Origin of the sequence: Parazoarcus communis (assembly GCF_003111665.1) — a bacterium.
Lineage (GTDB): Bacteria > Pseudomonadota > Gammaproteobacteria > Burkholderiales > Rhodocyclaceae > Parazoarcus > Parazoarcus communis_B.
The window spans coordinates 4411598-4427191 of record NZ_CP022188.1; the positions used below are offsets into that span (position 1 = coordinate 4411598).

Consider the following 15594-nt stretch of genomic DNA (forward strand, 5'->3'; position numbering starts at 1 on the left):
TTATCCTCGGTTTCTCAGTTGGCGGAATGAACGGTGATCACCGTCTTGTCCACCACATCTGCATGCAGGTACTCAACCAGATCAGCGCGTCGCGAAAGGGTGACGCGCTGGTTGATATAGCCCTTGTCGGTTATCTCGCCGGCTTCCACCGAGGGCGGCTCGGCCATCAGCAGCGCGCGCGAGGGATAAGTGGAAGAGCCGCCGCCGGTCTGTTTCATCATCGCCATGCCTTGGCGCACGCGCTGGCGCACCGCCGGGTTCATCAACAAATCGATCATCGGCGCATCGGGCGGCAGGTCCGGGCACAGGGTGCGGCACTCTGGAATATTGGGAAACACCAGAAAGCCGATTTCGTCGCGGTCGTGACCGGTCACTACGATGTCCTGTGCCACCGGCTTCATCGCATCGATACCGGCCACACGCAGTGCGCCGACGTGCACCCAGGTACCCGTCAGAAGCTTGAAGTCCTCGCCGACGCGACCATCGAACAGCAGCCCCTTCTCCGGGTAGCGCTCATCCAGAAACTCGACCGCGTCGCCAATCATGTAGTAGCCCTCTTCGTCAAAGGACCTGGCAGTGATATCCGGCTGCTTCCAGTAACCGGGAAAGACATTGGGCCCCTTTACCCTTACTTCGAGCTTGTCCGCCGACGGCACCAGCTTGAGTGCGACGCCCGGCACCGGCACACCGATCACGCCTGGGCGCTCGGCCTCGAAGTGGCTATCGGTACATGTCGGTGCGGTTTCGGTCGATCCCCACGACGAAACCATGGTGACTTTGGTTCCAGTGACCTTCTCGGACAGCACCTCCAGACCTTCCCACAGGTGATGAGGCAAGGCCGCACCGGCGTAAAAAATGAGGTTCAGGCGGCTGAAGAAGGTTTCGCACAACTGCCTGTCCTGGCGCAGCAACGGCACCAGCATGTCGTAGGCGCGTGGCACGTTGAAGTACAGGGTGGGCGCAACTTCCCTGAGGTTGCGGATGGTCTTGTCGAGCCCGGCCGGCGTCGGCTTGCCATCGTCGATATAAATCGTGCCGCCCCAGCGCAACACCAGATTGAAGTTGTGGTTGCCACCAAAGGTATGACTCCATGGGAGCCACTCGACCAGCACCGGACGATTTTCTGCCAGGAAGGGCCACACCAGTTCCTTGGCCATCTGATTGGAGCACATCATGCGCTGGGTATTGATCACCGCCTTTGGCGACCCGACCGAACCCGAAGTAAAGAGGAACTTGCCGATGGTGTCAGACGTGATCTTTTCGAAGGCTGCCATCACTGCAGACTCGTCCGACGCCTGCTCCAGCACGGAGAATGGCACAGCCCCGTCAAGCACCTTGCTGCTTCTGCCGGCAACCACCACGCCGTCGTGCAGACCGCGGATGGCAGCAAGCGCAGGCGCGAAGCGCTCGACCGGATCGGCATAGATCACGCCGGGCCGCAGCAACTCGATGTTGCCCTTGAGCTTGGCATGGTCCTTCGACATCAGCGAGTTGCCCGGCGAAATCGAAGACACCGGCACGCCGATGTGCATTGCAGCCAGCGACAGCAAGGCATGCTCAATCGAGTTGTCGGACAGGATCACCACCGGCCGTTCGGCAGACAGGTGCTGCCCAAGCAGCCAGGTGGCAATGCCGACAACCTTGCGGCGCGCTTCACCATAAGTGATCTTCCGCCATTCATCGTTCTCGTCACGCTCTGCCAGGTAGAGGCTGTCAGGCCGGGCCTGCGCCCAGTGCTCCAGCCAGTCCCCCACACAACGCGAATAGCTGTCGGGAAGCGGAATCCCGGATCTCAGGACCCGCGTTCCGTCTTCGCGCGTTTCGATATCGACAACCGACTTGGCAAACATGCGCTCGGCGTCGCGAATCACCTTATCCATAGGATTCCCCATCCTTACTTCGCCAGCATCTTGTATGCACCGTTCTCGATGCGAACAAGCACACGGCCGCGCTGATCAAGACCGAAGTGATCGGTCGGCGTCATGTTGAATACACCATGCACACCCACGACGTCGGCATTGCTCTCCATCGCATCACGCAGTGCCTTGCGAAATGCTGGCGTGCCGGGCTTGGCGGTCTTGAGCGCAACCGGAACCGCAGCCTCGATCAAACGGTAGGCATCATGCGCATGGCCGGCAAAGGAAGAGAAGCTCCCAGCACCGTATTTCTGCTCGTACTGTTTGACGAAGGCTTCGCCCGCTTTCTTGGACGGATGCTCGGCAGGGATCTGATCAACGACAACAACAGGGCCGACTGGCAGCACCACACCTTCTGCGGCCTTTCCGGCCACACCGAGGAATGCCTGATTGGCAGCGGCGTGCGTCTGATAGATCTGACCCTTGAAGCCGCGCTCGACGAGGCTGGTCTGGGGCAAGGCTGCGGGACTGCCGGAGCCCACCACCAGAATGGCGTCGGGACGCGTTGACACCAGCTTGAGCACCTGGCCGGTCACCGAGGTATCGGCGCGGGCATACCGCTCCACCGCGCCGAGCTTGATCCCTGCTTCTTCAAGCATGGGCTTGAGTGCGACCAGCCAGTCTTCGCCATACGCGTCGGAGAACCCGATAAAGCCCAGGGTCTTCACGCCGCTTGCTTTCATGTGCTCGACAAGCGCGCTCGCCATCACATTGACGTGTTGAGGCGTGCGGAACACCCAGTAATTTTTCTCCGGCGGCAAATTGATCGGCGAGATCGCAATTTGCGGCGTCTTGCTCTCGACCGCCATTTCGGCAATTGCAAGCGATGCCGGGGTGATCGCAGAACCGATCAGCACATCGACATTGTCTTCAGACACCAGCTTGCGCGCGTTCTTGGTCGCGATCGACGGATCGGACGCATCGTCGAGCATGATGTAGTTGATTTTCTCGCCCGCGATCGAGGTCGGCAGGATGGCAAAAGCATTCTTCTCGGGGATACCCAAGGAAGCACCCGGACCGGTCGAGGACAAGGAAATTCCGACATTGATGTCGGCCAGTGCAGCCTGGCTGAACAATGCAACAGCTGCAGAACACAGTACGGCTAGTTTCCTGACTTTCATTTTCGCTCCTTTGGTTTTCATGTTTCGTCCCGTGTCGGGATCGAAAATCGTTTGACGCTTCTGCGAGGACTTGGCCCACTCGTGCAGGCCTCTGCCCTTCTTGTGTTCATTCTTGCCATTGATCCCTTCGTGAATCCGCTTACGTCGCCAGCATCTCCTGGTGCTTGCCACCCAGACCGAGATAGGCCTCGATCACGCGCGGGTCGTCGCGCAGCTGCACGGCCGGCCCTTCCATGGCGATCGCGCCGGTCTCGAGCACGTAGGCGTAGTCGGCCACCTGCAGCGCGGCGCGAGCGTTCTGCTCCACCAGCAGGATCGACACCCCGCGCCGGCGCAGCTCGGCGATGATGCGGAAGATCTCGCGCACGATCAGCGGTGCGAGCCCGAGGCTGGGTTCGTCGAGCATCAGCAGTTTGGGCTTGGCCATCAGCGCGCGGCCCACCGCCAGCATCTGGCGCTCGCCGCCCGAGAGCGTGCCAGCAAGCTGGCCGCGGCGCTCTTTGAGGCGCGGGAACAGGGTGTAGACCTCTTCCATTGTCTTGGCCTGATCGCGGTGCCCCATGCGGTAGCGCTGGAAGGCGCCCAGCGTGAGGTTGTCTTCCACCGTCATCTCGCCGAAGAGCTCGCGCTTCTCGGGCACCAGGTTCATGCCGCGCGCGACCATGCGCTCGACTTCGGGCACCGACTCGATGCTGCCGTCAAACTGCACCTGGCCCCTGGAGCCGAGCACGCCCATGATGGCCGACAGCATCGTCGTCTTGCCCGCGCCGTTGGGGCCGATCACGGTCACGATCTGGCCTTCGCCCACCACCAGGTTGGCGTTGGAGAGCGCCTCGACCTTGCCGTAGGACACGCACAGGTCCTGGATCTCGAGCACCTTGTTCTTCGGGGTGTTGGCGGCGTTTGTGTTCATTTCGTTCCCCATCACTCCACCCCACCCAGATAGGCTTCGAGCACTGCGGGGTCTTTCTGCACGTCTTCGGGCAGGCCTTCGGCGATCTTCTCGCCAAACTCCATCACCACCACCCGGTCGACCAGGCCCATGACGAAGTCCATGTCGTGTTCGACCAGCAGCGTGGCCATGCCTTCGGCTTTCAGCTTCTTGAGCAGCTCACCGAGCGCCTGCTTCTCCTTGAAGCGCAGCCCGGCCGCGGGCTCGTCGAGCAGCAGCAGGCAGGGGTCGGAGCACAGCGCGCGGGCGATCTCCATGATGCGTTGCTGGCCCAGCGCGAGGCTGCCGGCTTCGTCGAACATGTGTTCGGCCAGGCCCACGCGTTCGATCTGACGCGCGGCTTCGGCCAGCAGGCGCGCTTCTTCTTCGCGGTCCATGCGCCAGGCCGAGCTGATCACGCCCTTGTCGCCGCGCAGGTGGCCGCCGATGGCGACGTTCTCGAGCACGGTCATGGTCGGCAGCAGCTTCACGTGCTGGAAGGTGCGGCTCATGCCCATCTGCGCGATCTCGCGCGAGTTGTGGCCGGCCACCGGCTTGCCCATGAACAGCACCTCGCCCGAGGTCGGGGTATCGACGCCCGAGATCTGGTTGAACATCGTGCTCTTGCCCGCGCCGTTGGGGCCGATGAGCGCGAGGATCTCGCCCGCGCGCACCTCCAGGCTCATGTTGTTGTTGGCCACCAGACCGCCAAACTTTCGCGTCACCGCCTTGGCTTCGAGGATGCGCTCGCCCACCTTGGGCAGGGTGCGCCGTGGCAGGGCGACGGCACTGGGGTCGATGGTTTTCTGCTTCGCCTTCACCGGCACGAAGCGGGTGAGGATGGGCCACAGGCCGTCGCGGGCACGCTGCAGCACGAGCACCATCATCAGGCCGAACACGATCACCTCGAAGTTGCCGCTAGTGCCGAGGATGCGCGGCAGCAGATCCTGCAGCCACTGCTTGAGGATGGTGATCACGCCCGCACCGACGAGCGCACCCCACACGTGACCGGCACCGCCGACCACGGCCATGAACAGATACTCGATACCGATGTGCAGCCCGAACGGGGTCGGGTTCACGAAGCGCTGCATGTGCGCATACAGCCAGCCCGAGGCGCAGGCGTGCAGCGCGGCGATGACGAAGATGATCATGCGCGAGCGCGAGGTGTTCACCCCCATCGCCTCGGCCATCACCATGCCGCCCTTCAAGGCGCGGATCGCACGGCCTTCGCGCGAGTCGAGCAGGTTCTGCGTGGTGAGCACGGCCGACAGCAGGAAGGCCCAGATCAGGTAGAAGATCTCCTCGCCCTGATCGAGCTCCCAGCCGAAGATCGAGATCGGCGGGATGCCGGTGAGGCCGGTGTGGCCACCGAGCGTCTCCATGGTGCCGAACAGGAAATACAGCGAGATGCCCCACGCGATCGTGCCCAGCGGCAGGAAGTGGCCCGAGAGCTTGAGCGTGAGCGAGCCGAGCACGATGGCCACGGTCGCGGTGAACACCAGCCCGACCACGAGCGCCAGCCACGGCGAGCCGCCCAGCCACGACAGCCAGCCCGGCAGGTCGGTCGCGGTGGTGAGCACCCCGGTGGTGTAGGCGCCGAGGCCGACGAAGGCCGCCTGGCCGAAGCTGGTGAGTCCGCCCACGCCGGTGAGCAGCACCAACCCGAGCGCGACCATCGCGTACAGGCCGATGTAGTTGAGCAGCGTGACGTAGAACGGCGACAGCACCAGCGGCGCCACGAGCAGGATGCCGAGGAAGGCGACCAGCATCACGCGCGGGGACAGGAAGGCATTATTGGCAGCGGCGGATTTCATTCTTCCTCCTCCATATGGTGGCTGGTCAGCGAACGCCACAGGAGAACGGGGATGATCAGGGTGAATACGATGACTTCCTTGTAGGCACTGGCCCAGAAGGACGAGAAGGCTTCGAGCAGGCCCACCAGCACGGCGCCGACGGCGGCGATCGGATAGCTGCCCAGTCCGCCGATAATGGCGGCGACGAAGCCCTTGAGGCCGATCAGGAAGCCGGTGTCGTAGTAGATGGTGGTGATCGGTGCGATCAGCACACCCGACAGCGCACCGATGAAGGCGGCCAGCACGAAGGTGAGCTTGCCTGCGAGCGAAGGCGAGATCCCCATCAGCTGCGCACCGACGCGGTTGATCGCGGTGGCACGCAAGGCCTTGCCGTAGATGGTGCGTTCGAAGAACAGGTAGAGCGCGACGATGAGCGCGAGCGAGGCGAGGATGACCCAGATCGTCTGCCCCGACACCAGCAGCGGGCCGACTTCGAAGCGCGCATCACTGAAGGGCGGCGTACGCTGGCCTTCGGCACCGAAGAACAGCAGGCCCAGCCCGACCATGGCCACGTGGGTGGCGACCGACACGATCAGCAGAATCAGCACGGGTGCCGCGGCAATCGGCTGAAACACCAGGCGGTACATCAGCGGCCCCATCGGCACCACCACGGCCAGCGCCAGTAGCACCTGCGCGAGCATCGGCAGTTCCTTCAGCGGCAGCGCCGCGAGCAGGCCGGCCAGCCCCAGCGGGTAGGCCAGGTTCCAGCCCAGCACACCGGTCAGCTTCTTCGTCTGCCCCGAGCGCAGCGCCGCACTGCCGTCGATCGCCGCCGTCAGCGCGCCCATGATCACCAGCAGCCACACCGTGGCCGGGATCGCCCCGCCCTGCAGCATCGCAAGCGTCAGCGCGCCATAGGCGACGAATTCGCCCTGGGGAATGAAGATCACCCGCGTCACTGCAAACACCAGCACCAGGGCCAGCGCCAGCAAGGCGTAGATCGCTCCGTTGGTAATGCCGTCCTGTCCCAGCAACAGCGCTATCTGAAAATCCATGACGAGCCCCAACCCTCAGCCAGACCTGACCGAAGGACATCGAATGTGGTGAATGAGCCCGCGCAGTCAGCCGCGCGCAGATCGGTTGAGTCCGCACGCGACGCCGGAAAGATGCCGGGTCATATCGTGCAGACAAGCAGGAAGCTGACGGGGAAAGACCGCTGCCGCTGGGATCACGGCGAACTTGGGGCGACTCATCAACATTGACTCCTCCTTGGCTTTGAAAACCAGCACCGAACCCGATGTGTTCTGTCGGCTCTGGCCGCTCTTCGCATCGAAGCCGGCAATGTTTCCGGCATGGATGCAAGTTACCTCTTTGAAACTACCTTGTCAAACACTTGGTCAATTAATTAGTCACACATATGTTAAAGTGGCTTCGACGTATTCATTCACGAAGCACCCTCAGGTCGTATGATTCGACCTGCCTGGATTCATCCAGGACAATTCAAGAACTTTACGATTGACACAGAACCCAATGAATCAGGCTTCACCGAGGACGGACCACCCTGCCGACAGCCGTGAGATCGAGCGTGCAGTCCTCGACTTCGCCCGCAACGAGCCGGAACTTGGCCAGGCAGCTGTCGCAGAGCGGCTGCGCGTTGCAGGCATGCAGATCTCCGCCTCCGGGGTGCGTTACCTCTGGCAAAAACATGGGCTTGAAACGGCAGTGAAGCGCCTGCAGGCGCTTGCCGGTAACGACGGAGGGGGCATCGACGCGCTCACTGAAAACCAGCGCCGCCTGCTCGAACGTGGGGAACTCACAGCCCGTCTGGCGCGTGGCGAGCCTGAAGGCTCAAGCAATGCCGATCACAGCGCAGACTCCACCTCGGAACTGCTGGACCGCCGCCAGATGATCCTGACCGCGGCTGCCGAACTGTTTTCCGAGCAAGGCTACGATCGCAGTTCGATACGCGATATCGCACGTCGCGTCGGCCTGCTTCCCGGCTCTGTCTACCACTACTTCCCATCAAAGGATGAGCTGTACCTGGAGATACATCGCGAAGGTTTCAAACGCGTGCTTGACCGCGCTCAGGCGGCTGCAAAGGAGGGCATCGACCCTTGGGACCGGCTGCGCCGCGCCTGCGAAGTACATGTAAGCGGCATCGTTGAAGGCTCCCCGGTCGACCGCATCACCGGGCACAGCCTTTCGTTCAGCGGCAACAAGGACCTGCTGGCGAAGATCCAGCCTTATCGTGAAAGTTACGAGGACGTCTTCCGCAGCCTGATCAAATCACTGCCACTTGCCCCCGGAACGGACCGATCACTGCTCAGGCTGTTCCTGTTTGGCGGTATGAACTGGATTTACCTGTGGTACCGGGAAGGCGGGCGGACCCCCAAGGACATCGCCGATGCGATGGTCGACATGCTCAGGCGCGGCGTGCAGGCCTGAACCACCCTCCCTGTGCGCAAACAGAAAAAAGGCGCCACCTCATGGTGGCGCCTCTCATCAGGGCCTTGCCAGCGCGTCAGCACGCGCTCGTTCGCCAATCAATTGAAGATTCGCAACGCCACCAGCGAAATGCTCGGAAAGAACACCAGCAGGAAAATCCGCACAATGTCAGAGGCCAGGAACGGCATCACACCACGGAAGATGGTTGCCATCGGGATGTCTTTCGCCACCCCGTTGATGATGTAGACGTTCATCCCCACCGGTGGTGTGATCAGGCCAATCTCCATGACCACAAGTGCAACCATGCCGAACCAGATGGCCTTCTCTTCCATGCCGAGGCCCCAGTAATCCATGCCGAGCACGATCGGCAGGAAGATCGGCACCGTGAGCAGGATCATCGACAGACTGTCCATCACGCAGCCGAGCAGCATGTAGATCACGATGATGGCGAGCATGACGGTGAAGGGGCCGAACCCCATTTCCTGCACCCAGGCGGCCGCCTCTTGCGGCATCTGGCTCACCGCCATGAAGGAGTTCAGCATGTCCGCGCCGAGCAGGATGAGAAACATCATCCCCGTTCCCTTGGCTGTCCCGTACAGGCACTCCAGAAAGCCCGGTCCCTTCAGGCCACCCGAACGCCAGGCCGCAATACCGGTCGCCAGCACGCCGACCGACGCAGCCTCGGTCGGCGTGAACACGCCGCCGTAAATCCCGCCGATGACAACCAGGAAGATCAGCAGTACCGGCCAGGTCTCCATCAGCGTCACCAGTCGCTCGCTCCACGAGTGCTTCTGCGTCCCCGGGCCACCTGCAGCAGGATCGACGCGGGTCACGATGGCGATCACCAGCATGTACCCCATCGCAGCCAGCACACCGGGTACGAAAGCGGCCAGAAAGAGCTTGGCAATATTCTGTTCGGCAAGAATTGCGTAGATCACCAGCGGCACCGAAGGCGGAATCAGGATGCCGAGCGTGCCGCCTGCAGCCAGTGAGCCGGCGGCCAGGCTGGGCTTGTACTGATGACGCTTCAATTCTGGAAGTACGACATGCGACATGGTCGCCGCCGTTGCAAGCGATGATCCGCAGATCGCACCGAAGCCGGCACACGAAGCAACTCCCGCCATTGCCATGCCGCCACGCCAGTGGCCGATGAAGGCATTACCCGCCTTGAACAGCGCCCGCGACAGCCCACCATGGGTGGCAAACTGGCCCATCAGCAGAAACAGTGGTACCACCGACAGGTCATACAGCGAAAAACGACCATAAGGCGCGTTTTTCAGATAGGCAATCAGCGGATCCCAGCCGGACACCCATGTATAGCCAGCCGCACCGGTCAGGAACATGGCAACGCCGATCTGCACGCGCAAGGCCAGCATGGTCATCATCGCCACGCCCATGATGAGGCCGATCGAAGTTCCGGTCATGCGTGTTCGCTCCCGCGCAAATCAAGGACAAAAGTGTGGAGTGCGGCAATGCCAAGCAGCACGAAGGAAGGCGCAACCGGGACGTAGCCCCACCACACCGGCAGGGCGATCACCATCGAGGTTTCGCCATACTCGCGCATCTCCATCATGCCTTCCCATATCCGCCATGCCAGCAGGAACGACGAAACCGCAAGCAGCAGCGCAGCAATCGAATCCAGCACACGCTTGAGCGACGACGGCGCCCACAGGGTGAAGAAATCGACGAACACGTGCCCCCGCTTCAACTGGCAGTACGGCAGGCACATCGCAATACCCATCGCCGACAGCATCTGCACCAGTTCATAGTCGCCCGGCACCGGCAGGTTGAACAACGCCCGCCCGATCACGCTGGTGACCGACATCAGCGCCTCGACAAGAAAAAACACACCGCCCAGCACCGCCAGCAACACACAGGCCATCGAGATGATTCGACCAATGGGCCCACTTGGGGCAACTGCCGGCGTATCCATGGACTCAGCCATTGAGCTCTCCCTTCAGAATGCAACAATCCCGCCCTGCACCGCAGCGGAGTGCTGCGGGCAAAGACGGGACCTTATTACTTGGAGTACTGCTTGACCAGCGCAGCGGCTTCGTCGCGGAGCTTTCTGCCGTCTACACCCTTGGCCGAAATATCCTTGATCCACTCATCGGTGACCGGTTGCGCTGCGGTTTCCCACTTTGCCATCTCGCCGGCGGGAATCTGGTAAACCGTGTTCCCCCGCGCCACAGTGGCCGCTCGACCATCGGCATCGGCAGCCTTGAACTGGGCCGACACCCAAGCCGACGTCTCACGCCCGCTGTTGTTGTCGATCACCTTCCTCAACTCAGGTGACAGGCTGTCGTACTTCTTCTTGTTCATGACGAAGATCATGGTCGCGGTGGTCATCGCACGCACGTCGCCCGACTCGGCATGGAACTTCGTCAGTTCATGTGTCTTGGTGGCGGGAACGACTTCCCACGGAATCAGCGCCCCCTCGATCACCCCCTTGGAGAGGCTTTCGGCCATTTGCGGCACAGGCATGCCCACGGGCGTCGCGCCCAGCGCCGACAGCAACTTGTTGCCAAGGCGTGAGGGCGCACGTACTTTCATGCCCTTGAGGTCGTCCAGCGTCTTGACCTCGGTATCGCGAAAATGCAGGACATTGGGGCCATTCACCCAGGTCGCAATCGGCTTCACGCCGGCAAACTCGCGCATCGCGTTCTTCTGCACGAAATCCCACATTGCACGCGACGACGCCTCATGCGTGGTGGTGAAGAAGGGAAGCTCGAACACTTCCGAAACGGGAAAGCGCCCCGGCGTGTAGCCTGGCAGGGTCCACACGATGTCGGCAACGCCATCGCGTGCCTGGTTGAGCAACTGCGGCGGCGTACCGCCCAACTGCATCGCCGGATAAATCTGGCACTTGAGTTGGCCCTGCGACTCTGCAGCAATCTTGTCGCACCATGGCTCGATAAACTTGGTGTGCGCAGGCGAAACCGGCGGCAGGAAGTGCGCCACTTTGAGTACGACCTCTTCGGCCATGGCGGCAACAGGCATCAGGGCTACGGCGGCAATACCCAGAACCAGACGACGGATCTGCATGAACGTCTCCTCATTGAACAGGCTTGAATGGCGCTGCGGTGCAAGTACTCAACAGCGCGCCTTTACTCTTCAAGCCGATTCTGAGGCTACAAAGCACTATCCGAAAGTATTAGAGCTGACTAGCAGGTATACAAAAAAGGCATACCTCTCGGTCTTTGGCCCATCACCGCCGGTTTGCCTCGGCGTGACTGAAAAACGGCAGGCTCCGATCCATTCGCGCTCAGTCGAGCCTGTCCATTTCATGCCGGACGATGTCAGTCCGCAACTTCCATGACGATCAGGCCCGCGGCCGTATTCGAGATCGGAATGTGGTAATTCGCGTGCACCTTGCGAACCGGCCCCGGCAGGGCAGCACGTGTGGCCAGCCACATCAGCAACTCGACGCCCTGGGTTCCAGCCTTTTCAACAATGTCCTCGTTGGAATACTGGGTCACCCACTCGGGATCTGCGATCAGACTCTCCATGAAGGCGAGGTCGAAGTCCTTGTTCATGAAGCCGGCGCGTTTTCCATCGAGCTGGTGTGACAGACCACCGGAACCGATGATGACTACGCGCAGATCATCGTCCCACGAAGCAATTGCCTCGCCCAGCGCCTTGCCCATCTTGTAGCAGCGCCGCGCCGACGGCAGCGGATACTGCACAGTGTTGATACACACGGGGACGGTGCGCACCGGGCAACGCGCCCCATCCGGCCACAGCAATTTGAGCGGGAGTGAAAATGCGTGATCGACCAGCATCTCCTGGCAGGTCGTAAGGTCAAACTCGCGCTCCACCAGTTCGTTGATGATGTGCCACGACATTTCGGGGTCGCCCTTGTACGGCGGCAGAGTGGGAATACCCCAGCCCTCGTCCGCGTTCTGGTACGAGGCCGCGGCGCCCACAGCGAACGTCGGCATCTTGTCGAGAAAGAAATTGAGCCCGTGGTCGTTGTAGATGACGACAGCGACGTCTGGCCTTACCTTCCGCAACCAGTCATGGACCGGCGGGAAGCCGTCGAAGAATGGCTTCCAGTAAGGATCGTTCTGCAGATTGCCGGCAATCGCGCGGCCAATCGCCGGGACGTGAGAAGTGGCGATACCGCCCAGGATCTTTGCCATGACTCAGTCTCCTGCCGCGACGAGCATGGCCTTGAAGGCCTCCTTGCTCATGCCGGTCTGGGCGGCACCCAGGTCCTGAACATCGAGCCCGAGTATTCCGGCGAACTTTGCCAGGTAGTAGACGTTGCCACCTGCGGCAAGCAAACCCAGCACATCGCGCGCTCGAATCGCGGCATGCTGCTCGTCCGAGAGTCCGTACGCATCACAATACGCGTCCTCGTCAAGACTGAACGCGTCGCGATTGTCGGCACTGTTGAACGAGAAACACATCTTGTTGAGCGCATATCCCTTGCGCGCAAGCACGCCGTCGAAGATCGACGTACCTGGAATCGTTCGCTGCTGTCTGACCATGCTCATACCAGCGCCTCCTCATGACTCATATGACGGGAGATGCAGTATTTACGCCTGGACACAAAAGATAAACAAAGCGAAACTCATCTGACTCATGAGCAAATTCGATTATTCGCACCTGGATGGTCACCTTCTGCAACTGCTGATAGCGGTCGTGGAGGAGCAGTCGATCACACGCGCAGCATCACGGCTCGGTGTGACGCAGTCGGCGGTCTCCCATCTGCTGGGCAAGCTGCGGACAATCGTCGGCGACCCGCTTTTCGTGAAGTCGGGGCGTGGCATCGTTGCCACCGCGCGGGCAGAATCCCTCGCGACCGAGGCGCGCGCGCTACTGCAGGAGATGCGACGCTTTGCGACCGTCAGCGAATTTGACCCCGCCAGCCTGAAAGCCACATTCACCATTGCAGCCAATGACTTCCAGCGCGACCTGCTCCTGCCGAGGCTGTTCGACCGCTTGCGCAGTTCCGCGCCCGGTGTGTGCCTGCGCGTCATTTCGTCGGACATTCCAAGCGCAGACATGCTGCGCAACGAGCACTGCCAACTGGTCATTTCGCCGCGCCCGCCGGACTCCACCGACATCCTGCAAAAACGCCTGTTCGAAGATGAGTACCGCATCTTCCATGATCCCGACAGACGAGGAGCCCCCGCCGGACTGGAAGACTACCTTGCCGCCGAACACGTCACCGTGGTCTATCACCCTGCCCGCGCGCTCGATTTCGACCAGACCTTGCTGGCGCAGGGAATCAAACGCAACTTTGTCGTCACGGTTCCGGGTTTTGCCGGCATCCCGGCCTTCGTTCGCGGCAGCGAACGTCTTGCAACCCTGCCGGGCCTGCTTCGCACCGGCCTGCTGCACGACCTCGCCAGCGCCCCCCTGCCCTTTTCAGGTCCGCGGTTGCCGATGTACATGATCTGGCACCTGCGCTACAGCCACGATCCCGCACATGGCTGGCTGCGCACCGAACTGGAGGCTGTCGTACCGCAAGCGCTTGCTGCGGCGGCCGACGAGCTGACCGGGGGCGTTTGAAACTCAGGGCGCGAGGCGCACTACACCCCAGCGCTCGCTGTCGGGCAAGTGTTCCGGCATGCCGATGCGACCGATGCCCGGCAGCTTGATTGCGGGCGGCCAGGCGTCCACCCCGATACTGAGCCCAAGCAGACTCAGTTCGAGGCCTTCCTCAGCCGCGACAGTGATGCCGAGCAGGCCGAACAGCGATAGCTGGCCGCCGGAGCCACTAGGTGCAGCACCGAACAGGGCACCGTCCGGAAGATAGTCCTTGCCGATCGCGGTCGGTGGCAGCTCAAGCCGGAGCTCGGGCACCTCACGACCCAGATAGGCAATGAAGGTATTGCTGTTGGGTCCGGGCCAGATGCGGTATTCGTTGGCATGCGGATAGCGTTCGGCCGCATCGTGCAGGCGAGCGATCAGCGCATCCACCTCCGCACCACCGCGAACGTCACGCAGCAGTTCGGGCTCGCTGCCAAACCAGTAGCCGTCCGGAATGCCCTCGCGCACCCGGACCGCACTCCGCCCATGCGCAACGCCGAAGCCCATCACCTCGAAGCGGGTGTAATCCGCGGCACCGCGGGGCTTTGCAGCAATCCACGTGTGCACGCCGAAAATGCCGCGCCAGCGCACCGCGCGTGCGGCATAGACCTGAATCACGGCCTCATCGACCTGCGCCGGGTCCGGTGCCTGCCCGCTGCTGTCCCGCCGTGCAGTGCGCCAGTCCGCCGCCTGCGCGTCACCGGCAAAATGGATCGCGGTCGACCCCACAAGTGGCACAAAGAACGCGAGCAGCACGGCAGCAATTACGCTGCGTACAGGCAATCTGCCGCCACGGGCGGTGGTCTTCTTCATGCGGGCAGAAACTCCTCGGTGTCGATCTCGGTCTGCGTGGGGCCGTTGTAGCGCGACCCCGAAACCGTGTGGCGATTGATCAGCGCCTCCGCGTCGGCGAGGACCTGCGGACTCAACATCAGGTCGGCGGCCGCGGCGTTCTCCTCGAGATGCGCGATGTTCGTCGTGCCCGGGATGGGCAGAACATGGTCACCCTTAGCGAGCAGCCAGGCCAGTGCGAGTTGTGCGGGGGTGCAGCCAGCCTTCGCCGCCAACACCCGATAGCCATCGAGCAGGCGCAGGTTGGCCGCGAACGCATCCCCCTGGAAGCGTGGCATCGAACGCCGAATATCCTTGGTGTCGAAGGTCTCCGCGGCGTCGGGCGTCGTGAGTGCATTGGCGAGGAAACCACGGGCGACCGGGCTGAAGGCGACAAAACTGACACCGAGTTCGCGACACGCATCGAGCACCGCGATCTCCGGGTTGCGGGTCCACAGGGAGTATTCGGTCTGCACCGCCGTGATCGGGTGCACTGCGTGCGCGCGTCGCAAAGTGTCCGCAGATACTTCCGACAGTCCGATGCTGCGAATCTTGCCCTCACGAACCAGTTCGGCAAGCGCGCCGACGCTGTCCTCGATGGGCACCTGTTTATCCCAGCGGTGAAGGTAATAGAGGTCGATGACGTCGGTGTGGAGACGCTTCAGTGATGCCTCACAGGTCAACTTGAGCGTCTCCGGCCGGCCGTCGATGACGCGCTTGCCATCCACGCCAGTCATGCCGCACTTGCTCGCCAGCGTGAAGCGCGAGCGATATCGCGAGAGCACACGGCCGACCAGGGTCTCGTTGGCACCGAAGCCATACAGTGAAGCGGTGTCAAAATGGGTGATACCGAGGTCGAGCGCGCGCAACAGCAGAGCTTCAGCCACTTCGGGTGCGGGTGGCACACCGTAGGCATGGCTCAGGTTCATGCAGCCCAGGCCGATTGCGCCGACCTGGAAGGGACCGAGAGAACGTTGTTGCATGCAGGATTCCTCAAATGGAAACGGCTCCAGCCG

The 15594-nt window shown here is 62.0% G+C and carries 14 protein-coding genes; 2 read left to right on the forward strand and 12 right to left on the reverse strand.

Translation table 11 applies throughout. The annotated features are described in order from the left end of the window. Positions 1-14: 14 nt before the first annotated feature. From CEW87_RS20065 to CEW87_RS20085, 5 genes are all read right to left on the reverse strand, one after another. Positions 15-1880, reverse strand: coding sequence for a feruloyl-CoA synthase (locus tag CEW87_RS20065; protein WP_108975865.1), 1866 nt, complete (start codon positions 1878-1880; stop codon positions 15-17). Between the two features lie 14 nt (positions 1881-1894). Continuing rightward, entirely contained in the window at positions 1895-3037 is a 1143-nt protein-coding gene (locus tag CEW87_RS20070) for an ABC transporter substrate-binding protein (protein ID WP_108975867.1), read from the reverse strand. A gap of 139 nt (positions 3038-3176) precedes the next feature. After that, on the reverse strand, positions 3177-3950 hold the full coding sequence (locus CEW87_RS20075; RefSeq protein WP_199917075.1) for an ABC transporter ATP-binding protein: 774 nt from the start codon (positions 3948-3950) through the stop codon (positions 3177-3179). 11 nt (positions 3951-3961) lie between these two features. Continuing rightward, positions 3962-5782, reverse strand: coding sequence for an ABC transporter permease subunit (locus CEW87_RS20080; RefSeq protein ID WP_108975871.1), 1821 nt, complete (start codon positions 5780-5782; stop codon positions 3962-3964). Further along, positions 5779-6816: a branched-chain amino acid ABC transporter permease gene (locus CEW87_RS20085; protein ID WP_108972155.1), complete on the reverse strand. Its 1038-nt coding sequence runs from the start codon at positions 6814-6816 to the stop codon at positions 5779-5781. Before CEW87_RS20085 ends, CEW87_RS20080 begins: the two co-directional genes overlap by 4 nt. A 475-nt stretch (positions 6817-7291) precedes the next feature. Between CEW87_RS20085 and CEW87_RS20090 the strand changes: the two genes are divergently transcribed. Beyond that, positions 7292-8206 (forward strand): TetR/AcrR family transcriptional regulator, encoded by a 915-nt coding sequence (locus CEW87_RS20090; RefSeq protein ID WP_108975873.1) that lies wholly within the window; start codon positions 7292-7294, stop codon positions 8204-8206. Between the two features lie 98 nt (positions 8207-8304). Here CEW87_RS20090 and CEW87_RS20095 read toward each other — a convergent pair whose 3' ends face one another. From CEW87_RS20095 to CEW87_RS20115, 5 genes are all read right to left on the reverse strand, one after another. Next, complete coding sequence (locus CEW87_RS20095; RefSeq protein ID WP_108975875.1) at positions 8305-9630, reverse strand: TRAP transporter large permease; 1326 nt, start codon at positions 9628-9630, stop codon at positions 8305-8307. Beyond that, on the reverse strand, positions 9627-10151 hold the full coding sequence (locus tag CEW87_RS20100; protein ID WP_108975877.1) for a TRAP transporter small permease: 525 nt from the start codon (positions 10149-10151) through the stop codon (positions 9627-9629). The genes CEW87_RS20095 and CEW87_RS20100 overlap by 4 nt, the downstream gene beginning before the upstream one ends. A 74-nt stretch (positions 10152-10225) precedes the next feature. After that, a complete protein-coding gene (locus tag CEW87_RS20105; RefSeq protein ID WP_108975879.1) occupies positions 10226-11251 on the reverse strand; it encodes a TRAP transporter substrate-binding protein in 1026 nt (341 codons plus the stop codon). Between the two features lie 254 nt (positions 11252-11505). Continuing rightward, positions 11506-12348 (reverse strand): class III extradiol dioxygenase family protein, encoded by an 843-nt coding sequence (locus CEW87_RS20110; RefSeq protein WP_108975881.1) that lies wholly within the window; start codon positions 12346-12348, stop codon positions 11506-11508. Positions 12349-12351: 3 nt separating this feature from the next. Beyond that, positions 12352-12705, reverse strand: coding sequence for a protocatechuate 4,5-dioxygenase subunit alpha (locus CEW87_RS20115; RefSeq protein WP_108975883.1), 354 nt, complete (start codon positions 12703-12705; stop codon positions 12352-12354). A gap of 88 nt (positions 12706-12793) precedes the next feature. Here CEW87_RS20115 and CEW87_RS20120 point away from each other — a divergent pair, with 88 nt between their 5' ends. Next, on the forward strand, positions 12794-13726 hold the full coding sequence (locus tag CEW87_RS20120) for a LysR family transcriptional regulator (RefSeq protein WP_108975885.1): 933 nt from the start codon (positions 12794-12796) through the stop codon (positions 13724-13726). A gap of 3 nt (positions 13727-13729) precedes the next feature. Here CEW87_RS20120 and CEW87_RS20125 read toward each other — a convergent pair whose 3' ends face one another. Together CEW87_RS20125 and CEW87_RS20130 are read right to left on the reverse strand one after the other, a co-directional pair. After that, positions 13730-14560, reverse strand: coding sequence for a DUF3750 domain-containing protein (locus CEW87_RS20125; RefSeq protein WP_108975886.1), 831 nt, complete (start codon positions 14558-14560; stop codon positions 13730-13732). Continuing rightward, positions 14557-15561, reverse strand: a complete 1005-nt coding sequence (locus CEW87_RS20130; RefSeq protein WP_108975888.1) for an aldo/keto reductase — start codon at positions 15559-15561, stop codon at positions 14557-14559. The genes CEW87_RS20125 and CEW87_RS20130 overlap by 4 nt, the downstream gene beginning before the upstream one ends. Positions 15562-15594 lie beyond the last annotated feature (33 nt).

Bases quoted from the DNA above. Each gene is read 5' to 3' on its own strand.
- CEW87_RS20065 (WP_108975865.1), bottom strand. From the start codon at position 1,880: ATGGATAAGGTGATTCGCGACGCCGAGCGCATGTTTGCCAAGTCGGTT.
- CEW87_RS20070 (WP_108975867.1), bottom strand. From the start codon at position 3,037: ATGAAAGTCAGGAAACTAGCCGTACTGTGTTCTGCAGCTGTTGCATTG.
- CEW87_RS20075 (WP_199917075.1), bottom strand. From the start codon at position 3,950: ATGAACACAAACGCCGCCAACACCCCGAAGAACAAGGTGCTCGAGATC.
- CEW87_RS20080 (WP_108975871.1), bottom strand. From the start codon at position 5,782: ATGAAATCCGCCGCTGCCAATAATGCCTTCCTGTCCCCGCGCGTGATG.
- CEW87_RS20085 (WP_108972155.1), bottom strand. From the start codon at position 6,816: ATGGATTTTCAGATAGCGCTGTTGCTGGGACAGGACGGCATTACCAAC.
- CEW87_RS20090 (WP_108975873.1), top strand. From the start codon at position 7,292: ATGAATCAGGCTTCACCGAGGACGGACCACCCTGCCGACAGCCGTGAG.
- CEW87_RS20095 (WP_108975875.1), bottom strand. From the start codon at position 9,630: ATGACCGGAACTTCGATCGGCCTCATCATGGGCGTGGCGATGATGACC.
- CEW87_RS20100 (WP_108975877.1), bottom strand. From the start codon at position 10,151: ATGGCTGAGTCCATGGATACGCCGGCAGTTGCCCCAAGTGGGCCCATT.
- CEW87_RS20105 (WP_108975879.1), bottom strand. From the start codon at position 11,251: ATGCAGATCCGTCGTCTGGTTCTGGGTATTGCCGCCGTAGCCCTGATG.
- CEW87_RS20110 (WP_108975881.1), bottom strand. From the start codon at position 12,348: ATGGCAAAGATCCTGGGCGGTATCGCCACTTCTCACGTCCCGGCGATT.
- CEW87_RS20115 (WP_108975883.1), bottom strand. From the start codon at position 12,705: ATGAGCATGGTCAGACAGCAGCGAACGATTCCAGGTACGTCGATCTTC.
- CEW87_RS20120 (WP_108975885.1), top strand. From the start codon at position 12,794: ATGAGCAAATTCGATTATTCGCACCTGGATGGTCACCTTCTGCAACTG.
- CEW87_RS20125 (WP_108975886.1), bottom strand. From the start codon at position 14,560: ATGAAGAAGACCACCGCCCGTGGCGGCAGATTGCCTGTACGCAGCGTA.
- CEW87_RS20130 (WP_108975888.1), bottom strand. From the start codon at position 15,561: ATGCAACAACGTTCTCTCGGTCCCTTCCAGGTCGGCGCAATCGGCCTG.